The organism is Flavobacterium ardleyense (assembly GCF_033547075.1).
Lineage (GTDB): Bacteria > Bacteroidota > Bacteroidia > Flavobacteriales > Flavobacteriaceae > Flavobacterium > Flavobacterium ardleyense_A.
In genome coordinates this window covers 2,818,128-2,840,756 of the sequence record NZ_CP137891.1, presented here as the reverse complement: position 1 = coordinate 2,840,756, position 22,629 = coordinate 2,818,128, and the positions used below count along the sequence as shown (strand labels likewise).

Below are 22,629 nucleotides of genomic sequence, written 5' to 3'. Positions count from 1 at the left end.
ATATGAAAAAAACCAAATGTCTTATTGTGGACGACGAACCGGCAGCACATTATGTACTTCAGAATTATATAAAGCAAAATCCGCAGTTGGAGTTGGTGCATCAGTGCTATAACGGAATCGAAGCGCTCAATTATCTGCGCTCAAATTCTGTCGATTTGATGTTTCTAGATATTGATATGCCCGAGATTACTGGTTTGGAATTGCTGGCAACATTGCCGGATCCTCCAACTACAATTCTCACCACGGCTTATTCAGAATTTGCGCTGAAAAGTTACGACTTTGGCGTATTTGATTATTTGCTAAAACCAATTTTTCTTCCGCGTTTTATAAAGTCAGTCGAACGATTTTTAGCCTCACAGAAGGTCGAAACTGCTAGTGATATCTGCTCTTCTTTTCTGGTAAAAGTGGATGGAGCAATGGTGGAAATTGACTTTCAGGATGTGCTTTTTGCCCAGAGTTACGGCAATTACGTTAAAATATTTTGCTTTAAGAAAATATACGTTGCATCAATTACCACTTCAGAATTGGAAAGTCTTTTGAATACAAATAATTTTATGCGAATTCACAAATCTTATATTGTTGCAATCGATAAAATCAAATCCTTTGATAAAAATAATATATTAATTGGCGAAGAAACGATTCCGATCGGAATAACTTACAAACGTGCTTTGAGCGACAAACTTAAGTCAGAATGATTTAGGTAATAAAATAATTATCAAATTTCTCATCGTGAAAATCAGGTCTATTGTCAATTTCCAATAAGGTATTTTCTATCATTTTTGACATTGCATCTAGTGCTAAGTCATTTGGCTGCAACCCAAAAGGATCTTCCAATTCATCGGCAATTGCTTCGAGCGCGACAAAAGTGTAAGCAATAAAGACAATTGCAAACGGCGTCATCCAGCCAAGTGTTTGCACAAATCCAAAAGGAAGTAGAAAGCAGTACAGATACACAGTACGGTGTAGTAAAACGCTATAAGTGTATGGAATTGGCGTACTTGCAATTCGCTCGCATCCACCGATTATATCCGAAATTTTGTTGAAGTTATCTTCAAAAGCAAGTTGTTCAATTGCGGTAATTCGCTGTTCTTTTTTAGCAAGTTTAATCTGCTCTGCTAGCTTTTGCAAAAGCATAATCGGCTGATATTTTGTCTTGCTTATTTCCAATAAATCCTCACTCTTTAAAAGTCGCTTTAGATCATCAGAACTATCTGTAAATCGAAGTTGGTGTCGCAAAGTATGCACTAAAGCGATCATTTTATTAATGAAATCAGTGCGTTTTTTTTGGTAATCTTCATCATCAATCAGACTGTATGATTGTCTTGCAATAGATCGAGTATCATTAAGAAGTGCACCCCAAAGTTTTCGTGCTTCCCACCATCTTTCGTAGCTAGCACTATTTCTAAATCCTAGAAAAATGGCAAGTGCTACTCCAAATAATGTAAATATTGCAGGATCTATTGATAGATTATAAGTTTGGAAGAATCCTTGAAAATAAACAACGGATGCGGCAAATATAAAAAGCAAAGTCAATCGAGGAAGGAGTTGAGGCAGTACCGAACCTTTCCATTCGAAAAGCATTTTAAACCAATGTGCTTTTGTTTTGATGATCATTGAACAATTTTTTTTGCAAAAGTAACTTATTTTACTGCCAAGCAAAGAGATTGTCAAAAGCGTTTTAAATAATTTGGGTACATAAAATCAGGCATCGCGGGCGATAATTTGTAAATTTGTTGAAACCATCAATTTTATGAGTTCTCCATTTTTTGACGACAGTCCTTTTAAAACCTACCTATCTTTTCATAAGCTTATTGAGCAGTTGGAAGAAGTTACACTTTCGGTAGTTACTTACAGAGCGAAGTATGCGCAGGGTTTGCTGGATGAAATCATGAAAGTGCCAGCGCTCCGAAATGGTATTGATGATCTTAAAATTGTTGAAGAAAACGAAGAATTAATTCGGTACATGTTATCGGATTTATTTCCTTCGGCATTGACCAACAATGAAATTAAGGCGGTAACATTGCCTTTTCAGAACTTTACCTTCAATTACACAAAACGTTTCCAAAAGATTTTGAATAATGCTGGTTTTGATTTTGATATGAATATTCGAGATTTCACCAAGGATGAATTTTACATAAACAATTGCTGTTTGATTTTACAATTTTATTATAATCAAAATATTAATTTTAACCGGCCATTTTTTTACGATATTCCGCGACAAGACGGAATTATAAATCATTATAGAATTCTTTACAATGGGGATTTTTTAGAAATTTTACCTTCAGCTCAGGCAAAAAAAATTACTCAGGAAGACATCAATCTACTTTTAGATAATTATGATGATATCGAGCTTTGGAAAGAAAAATTTCCGCTCCACAGCTGGATTATCAAAGGATTTGCGATTGTTACTTTATTTGATGCTACTACTGAAAATGCCATTTCAAATCTGAAGACGAGTTTAATCAGACCCGAAATAGGAAGGTATAATGAGAATAGTGATGTAGAAATAATTTTTAGATCATTGTTTTTGATACCCGATTTGCAGATTGGATTTGTACTTTATGATTTGGATGATAAATCTTTTACAAGACCTGGTTTTGGTAGCAATGTGAATAGTTTTATTTTAAGTCCAGGCCAGAAAATTAGTTGCAGCGACGGACTATTGGGCTGCGCATTCGAAAATTTATTGCAAAGTCAGAAGCCGTTTGTAATTTCGGATGTTGCCAACTTTGCTAATGATGCTAAAACATCCAAATTAGCGCAGCATCTGCTTTCGCAAAATATCCAAAGTTGTGTATTTGCTCCAATTGTTAATGATGGAAAAGTTTTGGGTGTGGTCGAATTAATGTCTTCCAAAACTAGGGCGCTAAACAGTATTAATGCTCATAAATTGGATTTGGTGATGCCTTATTTAGTCGATACGATGGAGCGCTACGGTATTGACAAAAACAATCAGATTGAGGCGATTATTCAGCGAGAATACACGACCATTCATTCTAGTGTTTATTGGAAATTTCGCCAAGAAGCAGAAAAATACTACCAGACTTTTAATCAAACGAAAGATTATATTTTCAATCAAATTATCTTCAAGGATGTGTATCCATTGTATGGACAAATAGATGTAAAAAGTTCATCAATTCACCGCAATGATACGATTAAACTAGATTTAAGGACCGAATTAGAATTACTCCAAAGTATCTTTAAAAGTAAAAAATCAGCCGAGATAATTCCACTTTTTGAGCAATTGCAGTTTCAGTTAAAATCTTATTTAGAGAATTTAGAATTAACTTTTTTTACCAATACAGAGCAAGAAATACAGCTATTTGTAGAAACAGAAATTCATCCGCTTCTGCGAAATGAGAAAAACACTTTCAATCCTGAATTGATAGAAAGTTATTTTGAAAATCTTGACGACAAAACGGGTGTTTTTTATCAGGAACGCAAGAAATTTGATAGTGCGATGTCTATTATCAATAAAAAGTTGGCCAATATTTTAGACAAGAAACAGCAGGATGCTCAAAAAATGTTTCCGCATTATTACGAGCGTTTTAAAACCGATGGTGTCGAGCATACAATGTATATTGGAGCATCAATTGCACCACATTCTAAATTTGATATCTCCTATTTTGCCAATTTGCGCCTTTGGCAATTACAAACACTTTGCGAAATGGAGTTGGAGCATCATAAATTAAAGTCGTCTTTGCCTTACGAATTGGATGTAACTTCTCTTATATTGGTTTTTAGCAACCCAATTACTATACGATTCAGAATGGACGAAAAGCGTTTTGATATTGATAGTAGCTTTAATGTTCAGTACGAAATGGTGAAAAAAAGAATTGACAAAGCAACTATCAAAGATACCAACGAGCGCATTGTCGAAAAAGAAAAAATTACCATTGTCTATTCGACCATCAATGAAGAAAAGGAATATCTAAATTATATTAAATACCTTCAGTTTAAAGAAATTTTGGAAAACTCTGTGGAGAAATTCGACATATCTGAAACTCAAGGCGTTGCTGGTTTGAAAGCGCTAAGGATCAAAATAAAAAATGAATCAAATTATTCAATTGAAGCCATCAATTTTGAACAGTTATACGATTAATTTACATAAGTTAATTTTTGACAAACGCCCAAACAAAAACCAATACTGACAAAATTATACTAAACATAAAAAAATTGTATGTGATACGGAGAAGCCGGTATTTTTTTTCTAAAACTATTCCCAGATAGTACAAATCTTTTATCATTGTACTGTAGGTATATTCTGAGTCCTTCAGCATTTCCTTCATTGCCCATTCGTACTCTTCAATGGGCATTTTGTAAAAATTTCCAAAAAACAATAAATTAACTTTCTTATTTTCGATATCTTCTCGAGAAAAAAGTCCTTTCGTAACCTTCGGTCGGGTAGAAAGTATGGCAAAAATAATTGTCACCACACTAGAAAAAAGCATGACCATGGTTGGAATTACTAAGTGTGCATTCTTTGGACTATCTAATTTTGGGATGATGATTGAAAGGGCAATGGAAATGATGATCGCATTTACTGATAGTAAAATATTTGCTTTGCTATCGGCAATTCCACTCAAGCGAGTATGATTGGCTAGTGTAACGCGAAAAACGGTATCAATAGCACGCTCTGACTTTGCGCTTTTGTCTTTAGTTTTTTTCTTTTTAATCGGACTAATTTCTAAACTAGGTTCTTCTTTTGGTTCCAAATATTTTCTGATTTTTGCAATGTTTTCTCGTTTTATTGGCGCTAAATTTTCTTTGCCATATTCGGTATAGTACACATGAACAGACTCTAAAAAGGTAAGATTTTCTTGATTCCATTCAGAATCAGAAAACCTAGTTTGCTCTGTGTCCTGCCACTCTTTCCGTAATTTTTCGCAGTTTGTAAAGTAATTAGGACTTCCCAAATTCATAAAATCAGCATCTCTAATAATTTTTTGCAGGGTGGTTTGAGGTGCAAATGATTTCTCGGTCGCAGCAATTATATAGTTTACTTCTGTAATAAAATCTTCAGATTTGCCATTTTCTTTGAGGAAATCGGCAGCGATTTTCATACTTCTATTTTCATGATTTTCACGGCCTTTGATATAGCCCGCGTCATGAAACCAAGCCGCAACGAGGAGCTTTTCCAACTGCTCTTCGTCGAGATTCATATCTTGGGAAATTGTCTTACAAGCCGCTACGACTTGCTTTGTATGTTCGATATTATGGTATAAATATAAATGAGATAGGCTATCTTTGAATAATTGGGAAATATAATCTTCAGATTTTGAGACGAGATTCATAATTTGATATATTTTCACTAAAATATGAAATAGTTTTAAGAGATGCAGTTGACTTACAAATTTATATTAAAAATAACTCTCGCAATTTTTTCGTGCTTTTTCTTTTCATGTGCTACAAAAGCACCGCAGTATGGAAAGGAAATAAAAAAAAATTTTGTGTTTCAAGATATTGATACAGCAAAAGCATTACATACTTTTTATCTTATAGGTGATGCCGGAAACACCGATGAATTAAAATCGGAACAAATCTTATCATCTTTTAAAAGGCGTTTGGATAATGCCGAAAGAGAATCAACGTTGCTTTTTTTAGGTGACAATATTTACCCAATTGGCTTTACAGCCCAAAATGATTCTTTGCCAAAAGTTAAACTTTTAAATCAACTTCACTTGGCGGATGATTTTAAAGGGAGTACTATTTTTATTCCAGGAAATCACGACTGGTATAGCGGGTTGGATGGCGTTGAACGTCAAGCAGACTTTGTAACTGCTCACTTAAAAGATAAGAAAGCTTTTTTACCGCGGAAAAGTTGTGCTATAGAAGTGCTGAAAATGGATAATGACATCAGCCTGATTGCAATTGATAGTCAGTGGTATTTGGCAGATTGGGATAAGCATCCCGAAATAAACAAAAATTGCGAAATTAAAACGCGAGAAGGATTTTTCGATGAATTAGAAAGTTTGCTCAAGAAAAATCAGAATAAGACTGTGGTAATTGCTTTGCATCATCCTCTGCTCACAAATGGTAGTCATGGCGGTCAATTTTCAATAGAAAAACAGTTTTTTCCACTCGAAAAAAAAATCCCACTGCCCATTCTTGGATCAATTGCAAATTTACTTCGCAAAACTTCGGGCGCTAGTCCGCAAGACAATCAAAATAAAATTTACCGAACTTTTTCAAATAGAATTCAAACACTGCTTTCACAATATCAAAATGTAGTCGTGGTTTCTGGTCATGATCACAATTTGCAATACATCGAGAAAAACAATGTAAAGCAAATTGTTAGCGGCTCAGGTTCAAAAACCGAAGCAGCAAAGGCAGTGGGGAAATTTGATTTTTCGTATGGTGGGAATGGATATGCGATTCTGGAAATTAGTAAAAAAGGGATGGCTTCGGTCCAATACTATGGAATAGAAGGCGATATCGAAAAACTGCTTTTTACTCATAATGTTCTTATCCCGACGCAAAAATATGACACGTCTCATCTTGCTGAAAATTTTCCAGCACAGGTTTCGACTAGTATTTATGCAACAAATACAAACAAGAAATCTTTTTTCTACAATATTCTGTTCGGAAAGCACTATCGCGACTATTACAGCATGCCAATTTTGGCCAAAACAGTTTCGCTAGATACCATTTATGGAGGATTAATACCTACAAGAGCAGGAGGCGGACACCAATCAAAGTCATTGCGACTCCAAGACCCTGAAGGTAGAGAGTATGTAATGCGTGCACTTAAAAAAAGCGCTACTCAGTTTTTGCAGTCGGTTGCTTTTAGAGATCAAATTATTACTCAAGATTTTGAAAATACTTACGCAGAAAACTTTTTATTAGATTTTTATACCACCTCACATCCTTTTGCGCCTTTTGCCGTGGGACATCTTGCAGATTTTGTGGGAATCTCTCACTCAAATCCGCAATTGTTTTATATTCCAAAACAGAAAATATTGGGCGATTATAATTCAGAATATGGTGACGAATTATATATGATTGAAGAGCGTGCTGCCGGAAGTCAGATAGAATTAGAAACTTTTGGCGATGCATCCGATATTATTAGCAGCAGTGATGTATTAAAAAATCTACATAAAAGCCAAAAGTATAGTGTCGATACCAAATCATATATCCGAAGTAGACTTTTTGATATGTTAATTGGCGATTGGGATAGACACGATGATCAATGGCGCTGGGGCGAATATATTCAGGACGACAGCACAATCTACAGAGCGATTGCTAGAGATCGTGATCAAGCATTTTCTAAATATGACGGAGCCGCAATTAGGCTTATCATGACGACGCCCGAACTTCGTCATATGCAAACTTTCACGAGCAAGATTCGAAATATTAAATGGTTTAATCGCGAACCTTATCCTTTGGATATTGCCTTCTTGATATCTTCAACGGCTGCAGATTGGCTGGCTGAAGCGGAATACATCAAAAGTAATTTGACAGACAAAAACATCGAGACCGCTTTTTTTAACTTACCAGATGAGGTCAATGACAAAACTTTGGAAACGATCAAAGCAAATATTAAAATTAGGAGAGACCATTTGCAGAAATATGCCCAAGAATATTATGATATTTTACAAGAAACTGCCATAGTGGTTGGTACAAATAAAAAGGACAAATTTAAAATCGAGCGTAAAGCTAATGGAATAGTGGAAGTTGGGGTGTATCGGATCAAATCTACGGGTGAAGAATTTTTGTACAAAAAAGATTTTTTTAGTAAAAAAACAAAGCATTTATGGATCTATGGATTAGAAGATGATGATATGTTTGAAGTTCTCGGAAATCAAAAGTCATCAATTAAAATTAAGCTTATAGGTGGTCAAAACCATGATTCGTATCTGGTTGAAAACGGCAGGAAATTAAAAATTTACGATTTTAAGACAAAAAAGAACACAATTGAAGCAGACAAGCGTACGGTAATAAATCTTCGAGATAACTACGAAGACAATTCTTATTCTTATAAGAGGCCAAAGTATAATTTTGCCTCTTTTTTACCTACAATTGGCTACAATCCTGACGATAATATGAAACTTGGATTTATAGTAAATTATACAGTAAACAATTTTAAGCAAAATATATATACACAAAAACACAGTTTCAAAGGTGATTACTTTTTTGGAACAGAAGGCGTCGAGCTTAGTTATAAAGGTTCGTTTCCAGAACTATTGGGGAAATGGGGACTGGAAGTTCATACCCTTTTTACGACTCCCAATTTCACGATGAATTATTTTGGTTTTGGCAATAATACACGCAATCAAGATGAAGAAAAAGGAATGAATTTCAATCGTGTCCGCATTCAAAAGATTAAAATCGGGACGGCTATTAAAAAAGTAGGTCGTAGTGGAAGTGAAGTATCGATCAGGCCACAATTTGAACAATTTGAAGTGGAAAAAACTGATGATCGATTTATAAATATTCCAAACATTGTAAATCGAGATGTTTTTCTAAATCAATATTTCTTTTCAACTCAGGCGAAGTATAAATTTACAAATCTCGATTTTGAGTCAATTCCAAGTTTAGGTCTAGATTTTGGAATTGCAGCAACTTGGACCACAAATTTATATACTAGCCAGCAAAACTTTCCAACTTTAGAAACAAATTTGGGAATCTTTCACCATCTTGATGCTCAGAAAAATATAGTTTTGGCTACAAATGCTAAGTATAAAAAAATCTTAACTTCTAATTATTTTTTCTATCAAGCGGCATCGATTGGTGGTGATTCAGATTTAAGAGGCTATAGAAATGAAAGATTTATAGGAGATAGTTACTTTGTTCAAACCACAGATTTAAGGGTAACCATTGGGAGTATTAAAGAAAGTATTGCACCACTATCCTATGGTTTATTTGCAGGTTTTGATTACGGCCGAGTGTGGATTGAAGCGCCGGAAGCAGAAGTGTGGCGCTACGATTATGGCGGGGGAATTTGGATAAATACGGTGAAAAAGTTCACCGCACGAATCAGCATGTTTAAGGCGCCTGATGAGGAAGTTCGGATTTCTTTTGGACTAAATTTTAATTTTTAATTGATATACATTTCCACCTTCCTTACTTTTACGCTCATCGGCGATTAAAATCGTTTCATTATCAAGAAAAGTTACCGCTTCTTTTTGTGAAGTGTGGCCTAACTCGATGATCGTTTTTTTCGCCTCTAGGATTTGCTCTCCTTTCCAGTCTTCAAAGAGAATAATTTTATCGTGAAAGAGCACCACAATCTTCGTTGCATCGGGGCTGATGGCCGCAGAAGTCACGGCACATCTATTATAATTTCCACAACTAACGAAGCTTCCTAATAATTCTGCTTTTTGGGGGCCGGGTTTATTTTCTACCTTATAAAGCATCGAAGTGCCATCGAAAAACTTGCTGCGATTTTTGGTAAACAGAAAGAAAGAACCATTTAATTCAAAAAAACTTTCGACATCATAAATCAAGTCCTTTTTCTTAGGTGGGAAATCTGTTTGTTCTGGATATGAAAACTCAATTTTGTACTCTGCTACCGCATTTTTTTTTGAGAGTTGCTCTTTTGAAACTTTATAAATAGAAAGGTCTTGGCGTTTATTTTCATTATTACCAAAATCGCCAATGTAGATATTCCCCGCATGATCTTGAGTAATATCTTCCCAATCTACATTTTTTGCGTTGGTGATTTCGATCGACTTTAACCAATCGCCATTTAAATTTAGTTGCAAAATTTCGGTACCATTTCCTCGATCTTGTATTGCAAAAATACTATTGTCCACTTTATTGTAAGTTATTCCTGAGACTTCCTTTAAATCTTTCGGTAATTTAAAAAGCACCATTAATTCGTCACTTGGAGGTTGACAGGAGATCAAAAATATAGCTGCTAGTATGAAATATAATTGCTTCATTGTTAGTTTTTTATTTTTTTAAAATCAATTTTACCAATGTTGATTGCAGAATACAAATTTAATTGTTTCCGGATGTAACTTTGAGAACATTTATATAAATATGATGCACAATTTGCAATTCTGCATAAGAAATTGGCAGTCTGTTTTATAAATGTCCAAAACAATCTTATATTTAATGTAAATCATTTAAGTAGAATCTGCAATTTCGTGGGAGTTAGCTTTACAATTAATAAATTAATTTATGGAAGATGAAACCGCTGGTTTTACAGCAAATATAGAAGAATCAATCAATGCTTATTACAATAGTTTCGTGCATGCACTCCCTCGTTTTGTGTTTGCATTGCTTATACTAATCATAACATTTTTTGTAGCAAAATACTTTTCGAACCTGATCAGGACAAGATATATAAATAAGGACCATGATCCACTTTTTGTCAATTTCCTAAGTAAAACGGTCAAATTTATATTGATAGTAATTGGAGTTATTATTGCGATGAATGTGATTGGACTGAGCGGAATTGCCCAAGGTTTGCTTGCTGGTGCTGGAGTTGGAGCTTTCATTTTTGGATTTGCTTTTAAAGATATTGCCGAAAATTTCCTTGGCGGAATGATTTTGGCCTTCAACCGACCTTTTAGTCTTAACGATACAATTATGGTGCGCGAATTTAGCGGCCACGTAGTTGCGCTCAATTTTAGAACCACTCATATCAAAACTTTTGATGAGCGCGATGTCTTTATTCCCAATTCTATTATGATTAAAGAACCTTTGATAAATTATACTCGCGATGGAAAAATTCGTATAGATTTTTTGGTGGGCATCGCTTACGAAGACGATATTACCACTGCAATTGACACCATAAAACGTACGATTAGACCCATTCAAGATCTTAAAAAAAACACCGAAGCCTTTGCGGTGGTGGAGGAACTTGCAACTAGTACAGTGAATTTGCGAGTTTATTTCTGGACGGATACCATGGATTATAAACGTAGTGTGCTCGAAATAAAAAGTGAAGTAATCAGTAAGGTGAAAGAAGTTTTAGTGGCGGATGGATTTTCGTTACCTGCGGATATTCAGGAATTTAAATTGTATGATAAACAAGAGCCATTGCCAATTAATATTCTCAATATTAAAGATGCACGTGCCCAATAATAATGGTAGAAAATTTACGCTTACGCGAAATGTACTCATGTAAGGTAGTTAGAGTAAAGGTTTTAATGTTCATTAAAGAGACAAATAAAGTATGACGGTTGCCAATATGAAAATTAGAAAATTTGTTAGAATTTATTATAACAAAGTAATTGAAAGCATTGCATTTTATCCTGCATTAATTGCTATCGGTTTTTTGCTGCTATCATTTTTAATGATAACGTTTGATTTTTCTGAAGCTGGAAAAGAATTTAAGTCGGGATTGAGTTGGCTAAGTCTTAAGGATGCAAGTACGGCTAGATCAATCATTTCGACGGTTGCTGCGGCCATCATTTCGCTTACAGTTTTTAGTTTTTCGATGGTGATGATTGTACTTAATCAGGCTGCATCGCAAATGAGTAATCGAGTGCTTAATAGTATGATTGAAAATCGTTTTCAGCAAATGATTCTAGGATTTTATATCGGAACAATCGTTTATGCGCTGTTTTTACTTAGCACAATTCGAGATATTGAAAGCGGAATTTTGGTTCCCGCCTTGAGTATTTACGTACTTATATTGATGACTGTAATAGATATTTTTCTATTTATATATTTTTTGGATTATGTCACTCAGACTGTAAAATATGAAACGGTAATTGATAGAGTTTGCCATCAAACTAAGAAAATGATGGTGAAAGAATTTCGAGGTTTAAATGAAAATTTTGCTACTTGGGAAGGTCACCCTTATACAGAAATAGTGGTTAAAAATTCTGGGTATTTTCAGAATTTTAATAGAACAGCATTATTACAATTGAGCAAAGACAAAAATTTCTTTATCAGTTTTCAACGGAATTTTGGATCGTATTTACTAAAGGGAACCGTTGTTTTGAGGGTGTACTGCGCAGCAAGATTGGATAAAGAAATTCAAGAATCAATTGCAAATTCGATCGAATTTTTTCCAGGACAACCCATTGATGTAAATGCTGATTATGGTTTTGGTCAACTGACCGAAATTGCTTTAAGAGCGTTAAGTCCTGGAATTAATGATCCAGGTACCGCAGTTATAAGCCTGCACGCACTCTCGGGATTGTTGCAATATCGAATGTATTGCAAAATGCCATCTTTATTAGATGATGATGAAAACACACCAAGAATCTACATAGGTTCGTCTACTTTCTTAGATATGTTCGAAAGATGTATCGTTCCTATTTGGCGTTATGGCAAAGAAGATCAATATGTTCAAAAAGCAATGTTGGAAATGATTTTACAACTTAAGGAATGTGACACTCAAGTAATGTACACCGCTTTATATAATGATTGGATTGTTATCATTACTAAACAAATGAAAAACAGCGAAATTTTTTGATGGAAGACCAAATCGGTAAAAGTTGCAAATTTATTTAAAAGATTTTCGCTGTTTTCGAATATTTAAATAAGTTCAATTTTATTTCTTTAGATTCGCATTTAGCCCCGATGGGAGTGGAAAGCAATCCCGCAAAAAAAGCTAGTTTTTTGCTAAAATAGAAGAGCGACCAACGGAAGCTCCTTATATTTTTTTGCAAAAACTGCTTTTTTGTGGGGTTCTTGGAATGCACAGCGGGAATAGCTCCAAATAATCTATAGCAACTTAATTTAGATTATATCAGTCATTCTACTATTTCGATTTTCTAATCTCCTCAATAGCCACCAAATATTCGGGATCCTTGACAATATTGACGTCGATGACCGCATCGGCATTGTCGAGCAACTTTATACAATCGAAACTAAGGTGTTGCAAACGGACCGTTTTGCCAGCCTCTCGATACTTTCGGGTCACGTTATTTACCGCATCTATCGCAGACATATCAGTGATGCGGGATTCTTTGAAGCTAATTATAACTTTTTCTGGATCATCATTTATGGTAAATTTCTCCGAAAAAGCCATGGTAGATCCGAAGAAAAGTGGGCCGTAAATTTCGTAGTGTTTTACTCCATCGACATCAATATGTGTCCTTGCGCGTATTCTTTTGGCACTTTCCCAGGCGAAAACCAAAGCTGAAATGATGACTCCAATTAGAACCGCGAGAGCAAGATTGTGAAGCAGGACGGTAATTACTGCGACTAGAATTCCGATAAAAATATCGTGCCGTGGCATTTTGGTGATAATCTTAAAGCTAGCCCATTCAAAGGTGCCGAGTGCTACCATAATCATCACTCCAACTAGCGCCGCCATTGGCAAACGTCCAATAATTGGTGCGCCAAAAAGGATGATGAGTAAAATTGTTAATGCTGCGATAATTCCAGAAAGTCGTGCTCTAGAACCGGCAGAAAGATTGACAAGTGTCTGAGCAATCATTGGACAACCGCCCATACCGTAGAAAAAACCGTTGGCAATATTCGAACTTCCTTGTGCGATACATTCTCTATTGCCATTTCCGCGCGTTCCAGTCATTTCGTCTACAAGATTGAGCGTAAGTAGACCTTCGGTAAGTCCGACAGCGGCAAAAATTAGAGAGTAGGGCAAAATTATCTGAAAAGCTTTCCAGGTAAAAGGGATATTTGGAATATGAAAAGGAGGGAAACCACCTTCAATCGAGGCGATATCTTGAACGGTTTTTGTATCAATATTAAATATAATTACAACCAGAAAGACTACGATAATTGCGACTAGTGAGGCTGGAATTTTTTTAGTTATTCTCGGGAAAAAGACCACTATTGCTACGGTAAGTGCTACTAATGCTAGCATTATGAAGAGCGGTCCACCTTGGAGCCAGAAGCTTTCGCCTCCCGAAGTGAATTTGAATTGCTCGAGTTGAGACATGAATATGATGACCGCAAGACCGTTGACAAAACCATACATTACTGGTTGTGGCACAAGCCTTATAAATTTGCTGAATTTAAAAAGTCCGATAAGAATTTGAATTACACCAGCCAATGCGACAGCGGCAAAAACATATTCCAATCCGTTAGATCTCATTAGAGCGATTAATACAACTACTGTAGCTCCAGCACCGCCAGAAACCATTCCAGGACGTCCACCAAAAATCGCCGTGATTAAACCTGCAATAAATGCTGCATACAATCCGACAAGTGGCGGGAAGCCTGCCAGAATTGCGAATGAGAGTGACTCGGGAATCATTGTCATAGCAACAGTTAATCCGGCGAGAATTTCATTTCGGTAATTTATTTTTTGTGAGAAATCAAAAAGATTGAGTACGTTTTTCATATATTATAAGTGCAGCAGTCGAAAATTGTTAAATCTTAGTTTTTGCGTTTTTAGGTCTGCGTTATCGCAAATACTGGATCCTTTGTTCTATATGAGTAATTGCTACGTATAGCTAATAAAACAGAAGGAAAAGTAGTTTTTTAAATTATTTTGTGAGGCTTTTTTGGAGGTGCAAAAATACATTATTTTTTTTGAGCTAAGCGGCAGAATATGTCTTTAAAGGCAATTTATCTTTAAAAATTGCGGTAACTTAAGCTTTTTACTGTAAAAGAAGGTGACTTTTCATTTACGAAAAGTCACCTTGTATTTAGTCGTATTTTAAACGAATTATCATTTTTTGGAAATTGGATTCTGCTTTTTATAAATCTCAATATTCTTCACAGACAGTCGTTGATTGAGATAATTTTTAAATTTTTCCAATTCCTTGCCTTTCAGAGGCTCTTTGGCATCATAAAGAACGGCGGTGACGACGATAATGCTGTCGGTTAGGTTTTTCATCTCATTGTGCGAGATTGATAGCGAAGTGATTTCAGGAAAAACAGTATGAACTTCTTTGAGGATTTTAGAATTGTCGTAACTAAATTGCGATAGTTTCTTTTCTAACTGTACGATTTTAATATCTTTTTGACTCAGCTCATTTTCACTACTCTTTATCTGATTCATAATATCGCCACGCAATGCCAAAAATCGATCGGTAGTGTCCTGCCTGATTATTAAATTAGTACCTCTTAAAAATTTATTTCTGCTCAAAGTACTATCCAAACGGGTAATTTCGCTTTCTGTAAAAATTTTACTCAAAAAAGCAAGTTCCAGTTTTTTCTTGGTAGGTTCAAAAACGGTCTTTTTATATATAACTGTTAGACCTTTTGAGGTAAATTCTTTCTCAATAAATAATTCGGTATTTTTTTTAAACTGCTGTTCTTGATATAGGGAATAGGCTAGATATGAACTTGGGACTAACATTGCGATAATGAGAATTGTAATTATCACACGTACCTGCTTTTGCTGTTTTTCGTCAACTTGCTTTTTGGCAGGATACTTTAGATATTTAATAATTAAGAAGGTCGATATACCTATAAAAACACAATTGATTGTATATAAATAAATGGCACCAAAAAAAAATGTCCATTGTCCTGTTGCGAGGCCGTAACCCGCAGTACAAAGTGGTGGCATTAATGCTGTTGCAATTGCTACTCCGGGAATGGGATTTCCTTTTTCGGTTCTTGTCACAGCAATTGCCCCTACTATTCCACCGAAGAAAGCAATTAAAATATCATAAATTGTAGGTGATGTACGCGCCAAAAGTTCTGACTGTACATCTTTGAAAGGACTCAAGGCGAAATAGGTTGTAGACACCACTAGACCTACGATTGTGGCGTTGGCGAGGTTTCGCAAAGATCGTTTGAGAAGTTTAAAATCGTAAATCCCCAAGGCAAATCCAGCTCCGACAATAGGTCCCATTAGCGGCGAAATTAACATCGCACCAATTACTACCGCGGTGGAATTAACGTTGAGCCCTACCGACGCTACGATAATTGCACAAGCCAAAATCCATAAGTTTGCTCCTTTGAAGGAAATGTTCTTAACAATACTTTCTAGCGTTTTCTCCCTGTCATCTTCACCCTCGTGTAAATTGAAAACATTTTTAAAGTTTTTTAGCATAGTATCTGTTGTAATTTTGCCTGTAAAAATAAGGAAAATATAAAGACGCGGATAAATCCATTTTGGCATTTAAAATGTTTTTAAAATAACGCTTTTTAAAAACATGTGTAGATGATCACAATAAGGATAGTTCTGAAAATAAATACTGAGAGAAGTGTAAACTATGATGCCCTCAATATTTGACCTATGCTAAATTCAATCTGCCATATTATTTTATATTTTGTGATGATTTATAATTAGATTGACTTCTCAAAACATAAAAAATTAATTATAGCTAAATATCTTCAACAAAAACATTATTAAACCTTACTTTAGTTTTTTGGATTTTTAGTTAAAATCGAATTGAATTTAGAATAAGAAAGATGAAGAACGAAGATTACAAAATACATATTATTGGTGCCGGTGTCAGTGGTTTGATTGCGGCTAAAGTTTTGGAAGGTAATGGATTTCACCCGACAATTATCGAAGCTACGGATAGAGTGGGAGGTAGAGTCAAAACAGATATTGTTGATGGTTATCAGCTAGATCGCGGATTTCAAGTATTACTAACGGCATATCCTGCAGCTATAAAATACTTAGATTTTGATAGATTAGAACTACAGCATTTTGTTTCTGGAGCAGCAATATTTGACAATGGAAAGCAGAAAATTCTCGGCGATCCATTGCGAGATACGTCTTTGCTGCTACCAACATTATTTTCGGGAATAGGAAGTGTTTCTGATAAACTGAAAGTATTAAAGTTGAATATCTTATTAAAAGGTACAACGATCGAACAGATTTTTGAAAAACCAGAAATTACCACATATAACTATTTGTTGAACTTCGGATTTTCGGAGGAGATGATTTCGAAGTTTTTCAAACCTTTTTTTGGCGGAATTTTTTTAGAAGCAGAACTGCAAACTTCAAGCAGAATGTTTGAATTTGTGTATAAAATGTTTGGAGAAGGCTCCGCTGCATTACCAAAGGCAGGCATTGAAGCGATTCCTCAGCAACTAAAAGAAAATCTAAAGCAAACGACTTTTAAGTTTAACACCAAAGTAAAATCGGTAGAAAGCGGAAAATTAATTCTAGAAGATGGTACCGAATTAGAAAGTGATTATACCATTGTTGCCGCCGAAGCTAGTAAGCTGATCAGCAATTTAAAGAATCAAGAGATTCAGTGGAAAAGTTGCGAAACATTGTATTTCGAAGTAGATTCTAGAAATATAGAAAAGCCACTAATTGGACTAATTACCGCAAAAAATGCCTTAGTAAATAATATTTTCTATCATACAAGTCTCGAAACTAATTCGGCTGGCAATAAGGAATTACTATCGGTTACTGTTGTAAAGGATTTTATGGATGTAACTGAATTGCGAATGCAAGTTGAAAAAGAACTCAAAGAAATATGCGGAATTACTTCTGTGAAATTCCTCAAGCAGTATTCGATTGAGAAAGCATTGCCAAAACTTGATAGCTTGCAATATGAAATGAGTCCATCCGAAACACGATTGACTACCAGAGTTTTCCTAGCGGGAGATACTCAACTTAATGGTTCGCTGAATGCGGCAATGATTTCTGGAGAAAGAGCTGCGATGGGCGTAATTGAGGCGATAAGCGGAGATGGGTATTAGGGGGAATTTTAGTTTTAAAAAAGATTAAGTCTCTCAATTTAACTTTTTAAATCAGGGAGAGACCAAAATAGCAGTATATAATTTATAAATTTATTTGAAATAGAAATGTCTGATATCTTAAAATATAGAGAATACGAAGAAGAAGTTTACGATTGGTTAATGTCAAAGCATACTAAAGATAGTTCTTTTACATTTTCTCTCAGACAAAAAAAAGTGAGAGGTAGTGAAACAGATTTTTTTATAGGGACTAGTAAATCAAAGTATTTTGGAACAACATTTTGGACTTTCCCAGCCGCATATCCTGGATCTGCTGGAGATTGTATTAATTTAATATTTAGAACATCTGACAAGGGCTATAGTTATTTTTTTGAATTTACTCAAACAAATAATCCTCATAATGAGCAAAATGAATTGGCTCTCAAACTTCTTAAAGCGGTAGAAAAACCGCTAGATGAAAGTATTGGTTTAGATTCTGTTTCTGGTGATGAAAACAAAATCTATTCTTTTAAAACAAAATCTATTCAACCTCACTATTCAACAGTCCAACAAATGCTTCTTGATGTAGATAAGCAATTGTCGACTGTGATTTCTGTTGTAGACAATGTTGCGAAAGATTTCATAAAGCAAAATCCTACTTTAGTTTTTGAGAGAATCAGTATCGAAAAGTTTAGGAAATTTTTGATAAAGAAAGACGCCCGTTTACTTAACTATGATGAAATAAATAGCGATATGAACTTTGAGGAAAGTTCCGAAGTGTACCCTGCTGAAGAAAAAATTACAAAGTCATCTTTCCATCCCATCAATCAAATTTTTTACGGACCTCCAGGAACTGGAAAAACATATCGTACCGTTTTAGAAGCCGCAAAGATTATTTCTGGTAATGAAAATATTAAATACGATGAAGCATTAGCAATTTTTAATGAGAATCTTGGTGGCCAAATTGAGTTTATTACTTTCCATCAAAATTATAGTTATGAAGATTTCATACAAGGATTGCGTCCAGATACAGAAAATGCAAGTATTCTGACTTTTGAAAAGAAAGATGGCGTTTTTAAAAGGATTGCGGATAGAGCACTGAAAAATATAGAAGTTTCTAGAAATCCAGCAATTGCCAGAAAGGACTTCGACCTAGTTTTTCAAGAATTACTCAAACCTTTAAATGAGGGAGATATTGAAGAGTTAGAGATAAAAATGAAAAAATCTTCTTTCTTTATTACGGAGGTTGGTTTGAAATCTATCGAATTCAGGAAAAATATTGGTGAATCTAATCATACTCTAAGCATTAATACACTTCGCAAAATGTATGAAAGAGGTTCAAATGATTTAATTCTAGGGGGATTGCAACCTTATTATAATCCTATTTTAGAAATTCTTTTGGAGAAAGGTAAAAGTAATGTTCAAACTATCGCTGAAGAAAACTTCGTTATCATCATTGACGAAATCAATAGAGCAAATATTTCGCGAGTTTTTGGGGAGTTAATCACTTTGATTGAAGAGGACAAGCGATCGCACGGGAAGATTCCAATGCGAGTGACTTTGCCTTCGGGAGATTCGTTTATTGTGCCTTCCAATCTTTATATTATTGGAACAATGAATACCGCTGATAAATCTATTGCGTTGCTAGACATCGCTTTAAGACGAAGATTCGAATTTATTCCGATGTATCCAGATTTAAAAGTTCAAGGAATTAATGATATTCTAGTTTTAGAAGCAATTAACAAAGCTATTCTCGATAGAAAAAATCACGACTTTACGATTGGCCATTCTTATTTTATGGGCGATTCTTATTCTAGAGAAAAGACAATTAACAATAAAGTAATTCCGCTTTTGCTAGAATATTTTATCAACGATGAGAAAGAAGTTATTGCAATTTTAAATCAGGCAAATCTTAAAGTTGGTAATTGGCCATTAACCTTGATGAGTCAAAATGATTAATCTTTTTGAATATCAAAATAAGGAAACTTTCCCTGAACAGCATTTCGAAAATCTCGAAGTGTTTTTGGATGCAGTTTGGAATAAAAGAGAAAAGTCAACATACTATAGCGAAGAAGAGAATAGGGAAGAGGTACAGCATTTTCTGCAATTTCTGCATAAAAATAAAGAACTTAAATCCAATAAGTTTGTTGGCGTTATCCATTTTGAAAATCAAACCATCAATTTACTGCCAAAGATTTTTTACGATGGAACTGAAGCTGAGGAAAATGATGTAAAGGTTATAAACTCGCATATTTTATGGTGGCTGAGTTATTGTAGAAAACTAAAGTTCCCAAATTATCTTTCTGGCCTTAATGCACAGCAATCTGACTTTTTTGAAATTCTAATTTACCTATTTAGTAAGTACACCAAGGAACTATTGAATTCGTCCGTTTTTCAGAAATACGTGGATGTAGAAAATGAATTATCTTTTGTAAAAGGTCGAATTAACTTTGATGAATATATAAATCAGAATCTTGCCCGCGGTCGGAATCACAAAGTGAACTGTACTTATGACTCATTCGAAATGGATAATGAATTCAATCAGTGTATAAAATATGTTTCGAAAATGCTGCTGTCTGCGTCAAAAGATCAGCAGAATAGACGAAATCTAAACGACATTTTATTTATTTTCGACGAGGTTACAGACTGTTATATTACATCTGAACAATGCAAAAAAATTCAGTTTAATCCGTTGTTATCTGATTTTGAAACGGTGCGTGATTACTGCGTTTTGTTTTTAGAAAATAGTGTTTCTTTTAATTATAAAAATGATTTGAAACTTTTCGCATTCCTACTTCCAATGGAATATGTTTTTGAGGATTTCATTTATGGTTTCATAGATAAAGAAATCGATAATGTAAATCCAAAAGGGCAGGCTAAGGGAACTTATCTCGATGAAGCAAAAGCATTTGGTTTGAAACCAGATTTGATTTTGGAATTTGCAGATTATAAGACGATTATTGCTGACACCAAATATAAGATGGTTTATGCAGATGGAGCTGATGCTAAAAACGGAATTTCACAAACTGACTTATACCAGATGGTAGGCTACGCAATTCGGTTTGGAATTACAGACATAAAACTACTTTATCCCAATACTTGCAAGGGAGAAAATTGTTCTGAATTAAAAACCATTTCAATTATCGATGAACTTGCCCAACAGCAAGCAATCACCATCAAAGCACATCAACTACCCATTATGGATCAATCGATTTCAATTGAGAACCTCCATAAAATCAAACTATCAGACTGCTTTAAAGACTTGAAAGATAAACTGAAAGCTCGACTGCAAGAAATTCTCTTCCCATTCCAAACGAAGATCTAAGATCTTTAGTAAAATATAGTTGGTATAGAACTACAAAACCCCTAACCCTTATGGGAACGACCCGAGCGAAGCGAACTGGCGAAGCACATCCTTTCCTGCCCTTTGTTTTGGGCAGGAAAGATACAGTGGACAGCAGGATTTAGCTCCTGAAAAATAATCTAGAAATCACAAATCTATTTGTTAAAATCGTTAGTCTGCGTCGAGGCGAAAGAATACCTTGCGGAGGCAAAAAACATTTGATTGTGACTCTAAATGATTCTAACAATTGGTTCTTTATCAAATGAATTATCTTTAAATTATTGATTACAGCTGCTATTGTACTTAGATGTTTAAACAATTAGATTCTCAGAATTGAACGCTATGAAGGAAAAATTACATTGGAAAGGATTGCTTTTTTCTGTAGCATTACTGGCAGGAGTTTTATTATTTCCAGTTTTTGAGGACTCCAAAATTAATAGTGCTTTGGCGATTTTGTTGGTTGCTGCAAGCTTGTGGATATCCGAAGCGATTCCGTTGTCAATGACTGCATTGCTGATACCGGTAATGGCAGTTTTGCTAAATATCGCTACGCCAGCAGCGGCTTTCGGCGAATTTGCCAATCCTGTAATCTACTTATTTATGGGTGGATTTGTGCTAGCAGGCGCATTATCTGCACACTCTCTCGATATGTTGTTGGCGCATAAATTGATGCGACTAGCAAAAGGAAATTTCTATAAATCGGCGATATTATTGATGCTTGCCACCTCTCTAACTGCCTGCTGGGTAAGTAATACCTCGACCGCAGCGATGATGATTCCTCTTGCACTGGGAATGTTGGCGATAACAGATAGCAAAAAATCGACTTCGGAAGCAAAATTCCTTTTACTGGGAATTGCTTATGCGGCGAATATTGGGGGAATCGTTACGATGATTGCAAGTCCACCAAATGCAATTGGGGCAGCGACATTGGGTTTGTCATTTTCGGAGTGGCTGGTTTATGGGATTCCAATATTTTTATTGAGCTTTCCGATAATGGTAATCGTTTTAACCTTGTATTTTAAGCCAGATAGAACTATTTTAATTCCTGCGGTTTCCCTACCGGGAAAGAAAAGCAAGGATAGAACTGCACTGATTGTAATTTTTGCCATCACAGTGTTGCTTTGGGTTCTGGAAGGTTTTCTGGCGCCAATAATGGGTGTTCCGTCCGGATTTAGTTCGCTTGTAGCAATTTTATCGATATTGATGCTTTATGTTTTTCGAGTTATGACATGGGAACAAATTATAGCATCGGTGCGTTGGGATATTTTACTACTTTTTGGTGGTGGATTAACACTAGGATTTCTGGTAGAAAGTACTGGTCTAGGTAGTATTTTGATAGGAGGTATTATGTCGCTAAGCGAAAAGATGCCGCTAATCCTTTTCTTATGGGTAATTGTAATTGGGTCAATTATCATGACCGAATTTATGAGCAATACTGCGAGTGCAGCTCTGATTTTACCGCTGCTATATACTTTGGCGGTAGAGTCACAAATAAATCCAATGATTCTTGTGCTGCCCGCAACTATTGCCGCTTCTTACGGTTTTATGATGCCGGTAGGAACGCCGCCAAATGCAATGGTTTTCTCGACCGGCATTGTGCCGCAAAAAGATATGATGAAAGCTGGATTGGGATTGAATATTTTATTTTCAATCGTGCTTACATTGTTCTTTTATTTTTGGTTTCGCTAGATTAGGAAGCACGCAATGCTGTTTTTTTTTTCTATAATTTCAATTTTAATTTGAAATTGCTGTAATAATGAGAGTTTTGATAATTAGCCCTTATAATCTTGACTTTACACAGTATATACAGTTTCGTTTTC

The 22,629-nt window shown here is 35.1% G+C and carries 14 protein-coding genes; 9 read left to right on the top strand and 5 right to left on the bottom strand.

The annotated features are described in order from the left end of the window. Positions 1 to 2 precede the first annotated feature (2 nt). On the top strand, positions 3 to 695 hold the full coding sequence (locus tag SBO79_RS12355) for a LytR/AlgR family response regulator transcription factor (RefSeq protein ID WP_318640703.1): 693 nt from the start codon (positions 3 to 5) through the stop codon (positions 693 to 695). Between the two features lies 1 nt (position 696). Here SBO79_RS12355 and SBO79_RS12350 read toward each other — a convergent pair whose 3' ends face one another. After that, entirely contained in the window at positions 697 to 1,614 is a 918-nt protein-coding gene (locus SBO79_RS12350) for a bestrophin family protein (protein ID WP_318640702.1), read from the bottom strand. 136 nt (positions 1,615 to 1,750) lie between these two features. On the opposite strand from SBO79_RS12350, the gene SBO79_RS12345 reads away from it, so the two are divergent. Next, positions 1,751 to 4,102, top strand: a complete 2,352-nt coding sequence (locus SBO79_RS12345; RefSeq protein WP_318640701.1) for a GAF domain-containing protein — start codon at positions 1,751 to 1,753, stop codon at positions 4,100 to 4,102. Between the two features lie 10 nt (positions 4,103 to 4,112). Here the strand turns inward: SBO79_RS12345 and SBO79_RS12340 are convergent, their stop codons facing one another. Continuing rightward, complete coding sequence (locus SBO79_RS12340) at positions 4,113 to 5,294, bottom strand: Pycsar system effector family protein (protein WP_318640700.1); 1,182 nt, start codon at positions 5,292 to 5,294, stop codon at positions 4,113 to 4,115. A gap of 156 nt (positions 5,295 to 5,450) precedes the next feature. Between SBO79_RS12340 and SBO79_RS12335 the strand changes: the two genes are divergently transcribed. Continuing rightward, positions 5,451 to 9,041 carry a metallophosphoesterase gene (locus SBO79_RS12335; protein ID WP_318640699.1) on the top strand — a complete coding sequence of 1,197 codons (3,591 nt, stop codon included), beginning with the start codon at positions 5,451 to 5,453 and terminating at the stop codon, positions 9,039 to 9,041. On the opposite strand, the gene SBO79_RS12330 is transcribed toward SBO79_RS12335, so the two are convergent. Next, positions 9,024 to 9,884, bottom strand: a complete 861-nt coding sequence (locus SBO79_RS12330; RefSeq protein ID WP_318640698.1) for an SdiA-regulated domain-containing protein — start codon at positions 9,882 to 9,884, stop codon at positions 9,024 to 9,026. The two genes, SBO79_RS12335 and SBO79_RS12330, sit on opposite strands and share 18 nt — an antisense overlap. Positions 9,885 to 10,125: 241 nt before the next feature. Here SBO79_RS12330 and SBO79_RS12325 point away from each other — a divergent pair, with 241 nt between their 5' ends. Beyond that, positions 10,126 to 11,034, top strand: a complete 909-nt coding sequence (locus SBO79_RS12325; protein WP_318640697.1) for a mechanosensitive ion channel family protein — start codon at positions 10,126 to 10,128, stop codon at positions 11,032 to 11,034. Positions 11,035 to 11,140: 106 nt separating this feature from the next. Further along, positions 11,141 to 12,376, top strand: a complete 1,236-nt coding sequence (locus SBO79_RS12320; RefSeq protein WP_318640696.1) for a DUF2254 domain-containing protein — start codon at positions 11,141 to 11,143, stop codon at positions 12,374 to 12,376. 288 nt (positions 12,377 to 12,664) lie between these two features. Here SBO79_RS12320 and SBO79_RS12315 read toward each other — a convergent pair whose 3' ends face one another. Beyond that, a complete protein-coding gene (locus SBO79_RS12315) occupies positions 12,665 to 14,215 on the bottom strand; it encodes a SulP family inorganic anion transporter (RefSeq protein WP_318640695.1) in 1,551 nt (516 codons plus the stop codon). Positions 14,216 to 14,545: 330 nt separating this feature from the next. Further along, positions 14,546 to 15,877, bottom strand: a complete 1,332-nt coding sequence (locus SBO79_RS12310; protein ID WP_318643509.1) for a TIGR00341 family protein — start codon at positions 15,875 to 15,877, stop codon at positions 14,546 to 14,548. 362 nt (positions 15,878 to 16,239) lie between these two features. Here SBO79_RS12310 and SBO79_RS12305 point away from each other — a divergent pair, with 362 nt between their 5' ends. The 4 genes from SBO79_RS12305 to SBO79_RS12290 all read left to right on the top strand — a co-directional run bounded on the left by SBO79_RS12305 (position 16,240) and on the right by SBO79_RS12290 (position 22,498). Next, a complete protein-coding gene (locus SBO79_RS12305; protein ID WP_318640694.1) occupies positions 16,240 to 17,490 on the top strand; it encodes an NAD(P)/FAD-dependent oxidoreductase in 1,251 nt (416 codons plus the stop codon). A 105-nt stretch (positions 17,491 to 17,595) separates the two neighbouring features. Next, the gene (locus tag SBO79_RS12300) at positions 17,596 to 19,425 is read left to right on the top strand and encodes an McrB family protein (protein WP_318640693.1); all 1,830 of its coding nucleotides are present in this window, start codon (positions 17,596 to 17,598) and stop codon (positions 19,423 to 19,425) included. Further along, the gene (locus SBO79_RS12295; protein WP_318640692.1) at positions 19,418 to 20,791 is read left to right on the top strand and encodes an McrC family protein; all 1,374 of its coding nucleotides are present in this window, start codon (positions 19,418 to 19,420) and stop codon (positions 20,789 to 20,791) included. Before SBO79_RS12300 ends, SBO79_RS12295 begins: the two co-directional genes overlap by 8 nt. 360 nt (positions 20,792 to 21,151) lie before the next feature. Then, positions 21,152 to 22,498 carry an SLC13 family permease gene (locus SBO79_RS12290; protein ID WP_318640691.1) on the top strand — a complete coding sequence of 449 codons (1,347 nt, stop codon included), beginning with the start codon at positions 21,152 to 21,154 and terminating at the stop codon, positions 22,496 to 22,498. Positions 22,499 to 22,629 lie beyond the last annotated feature (131 nt).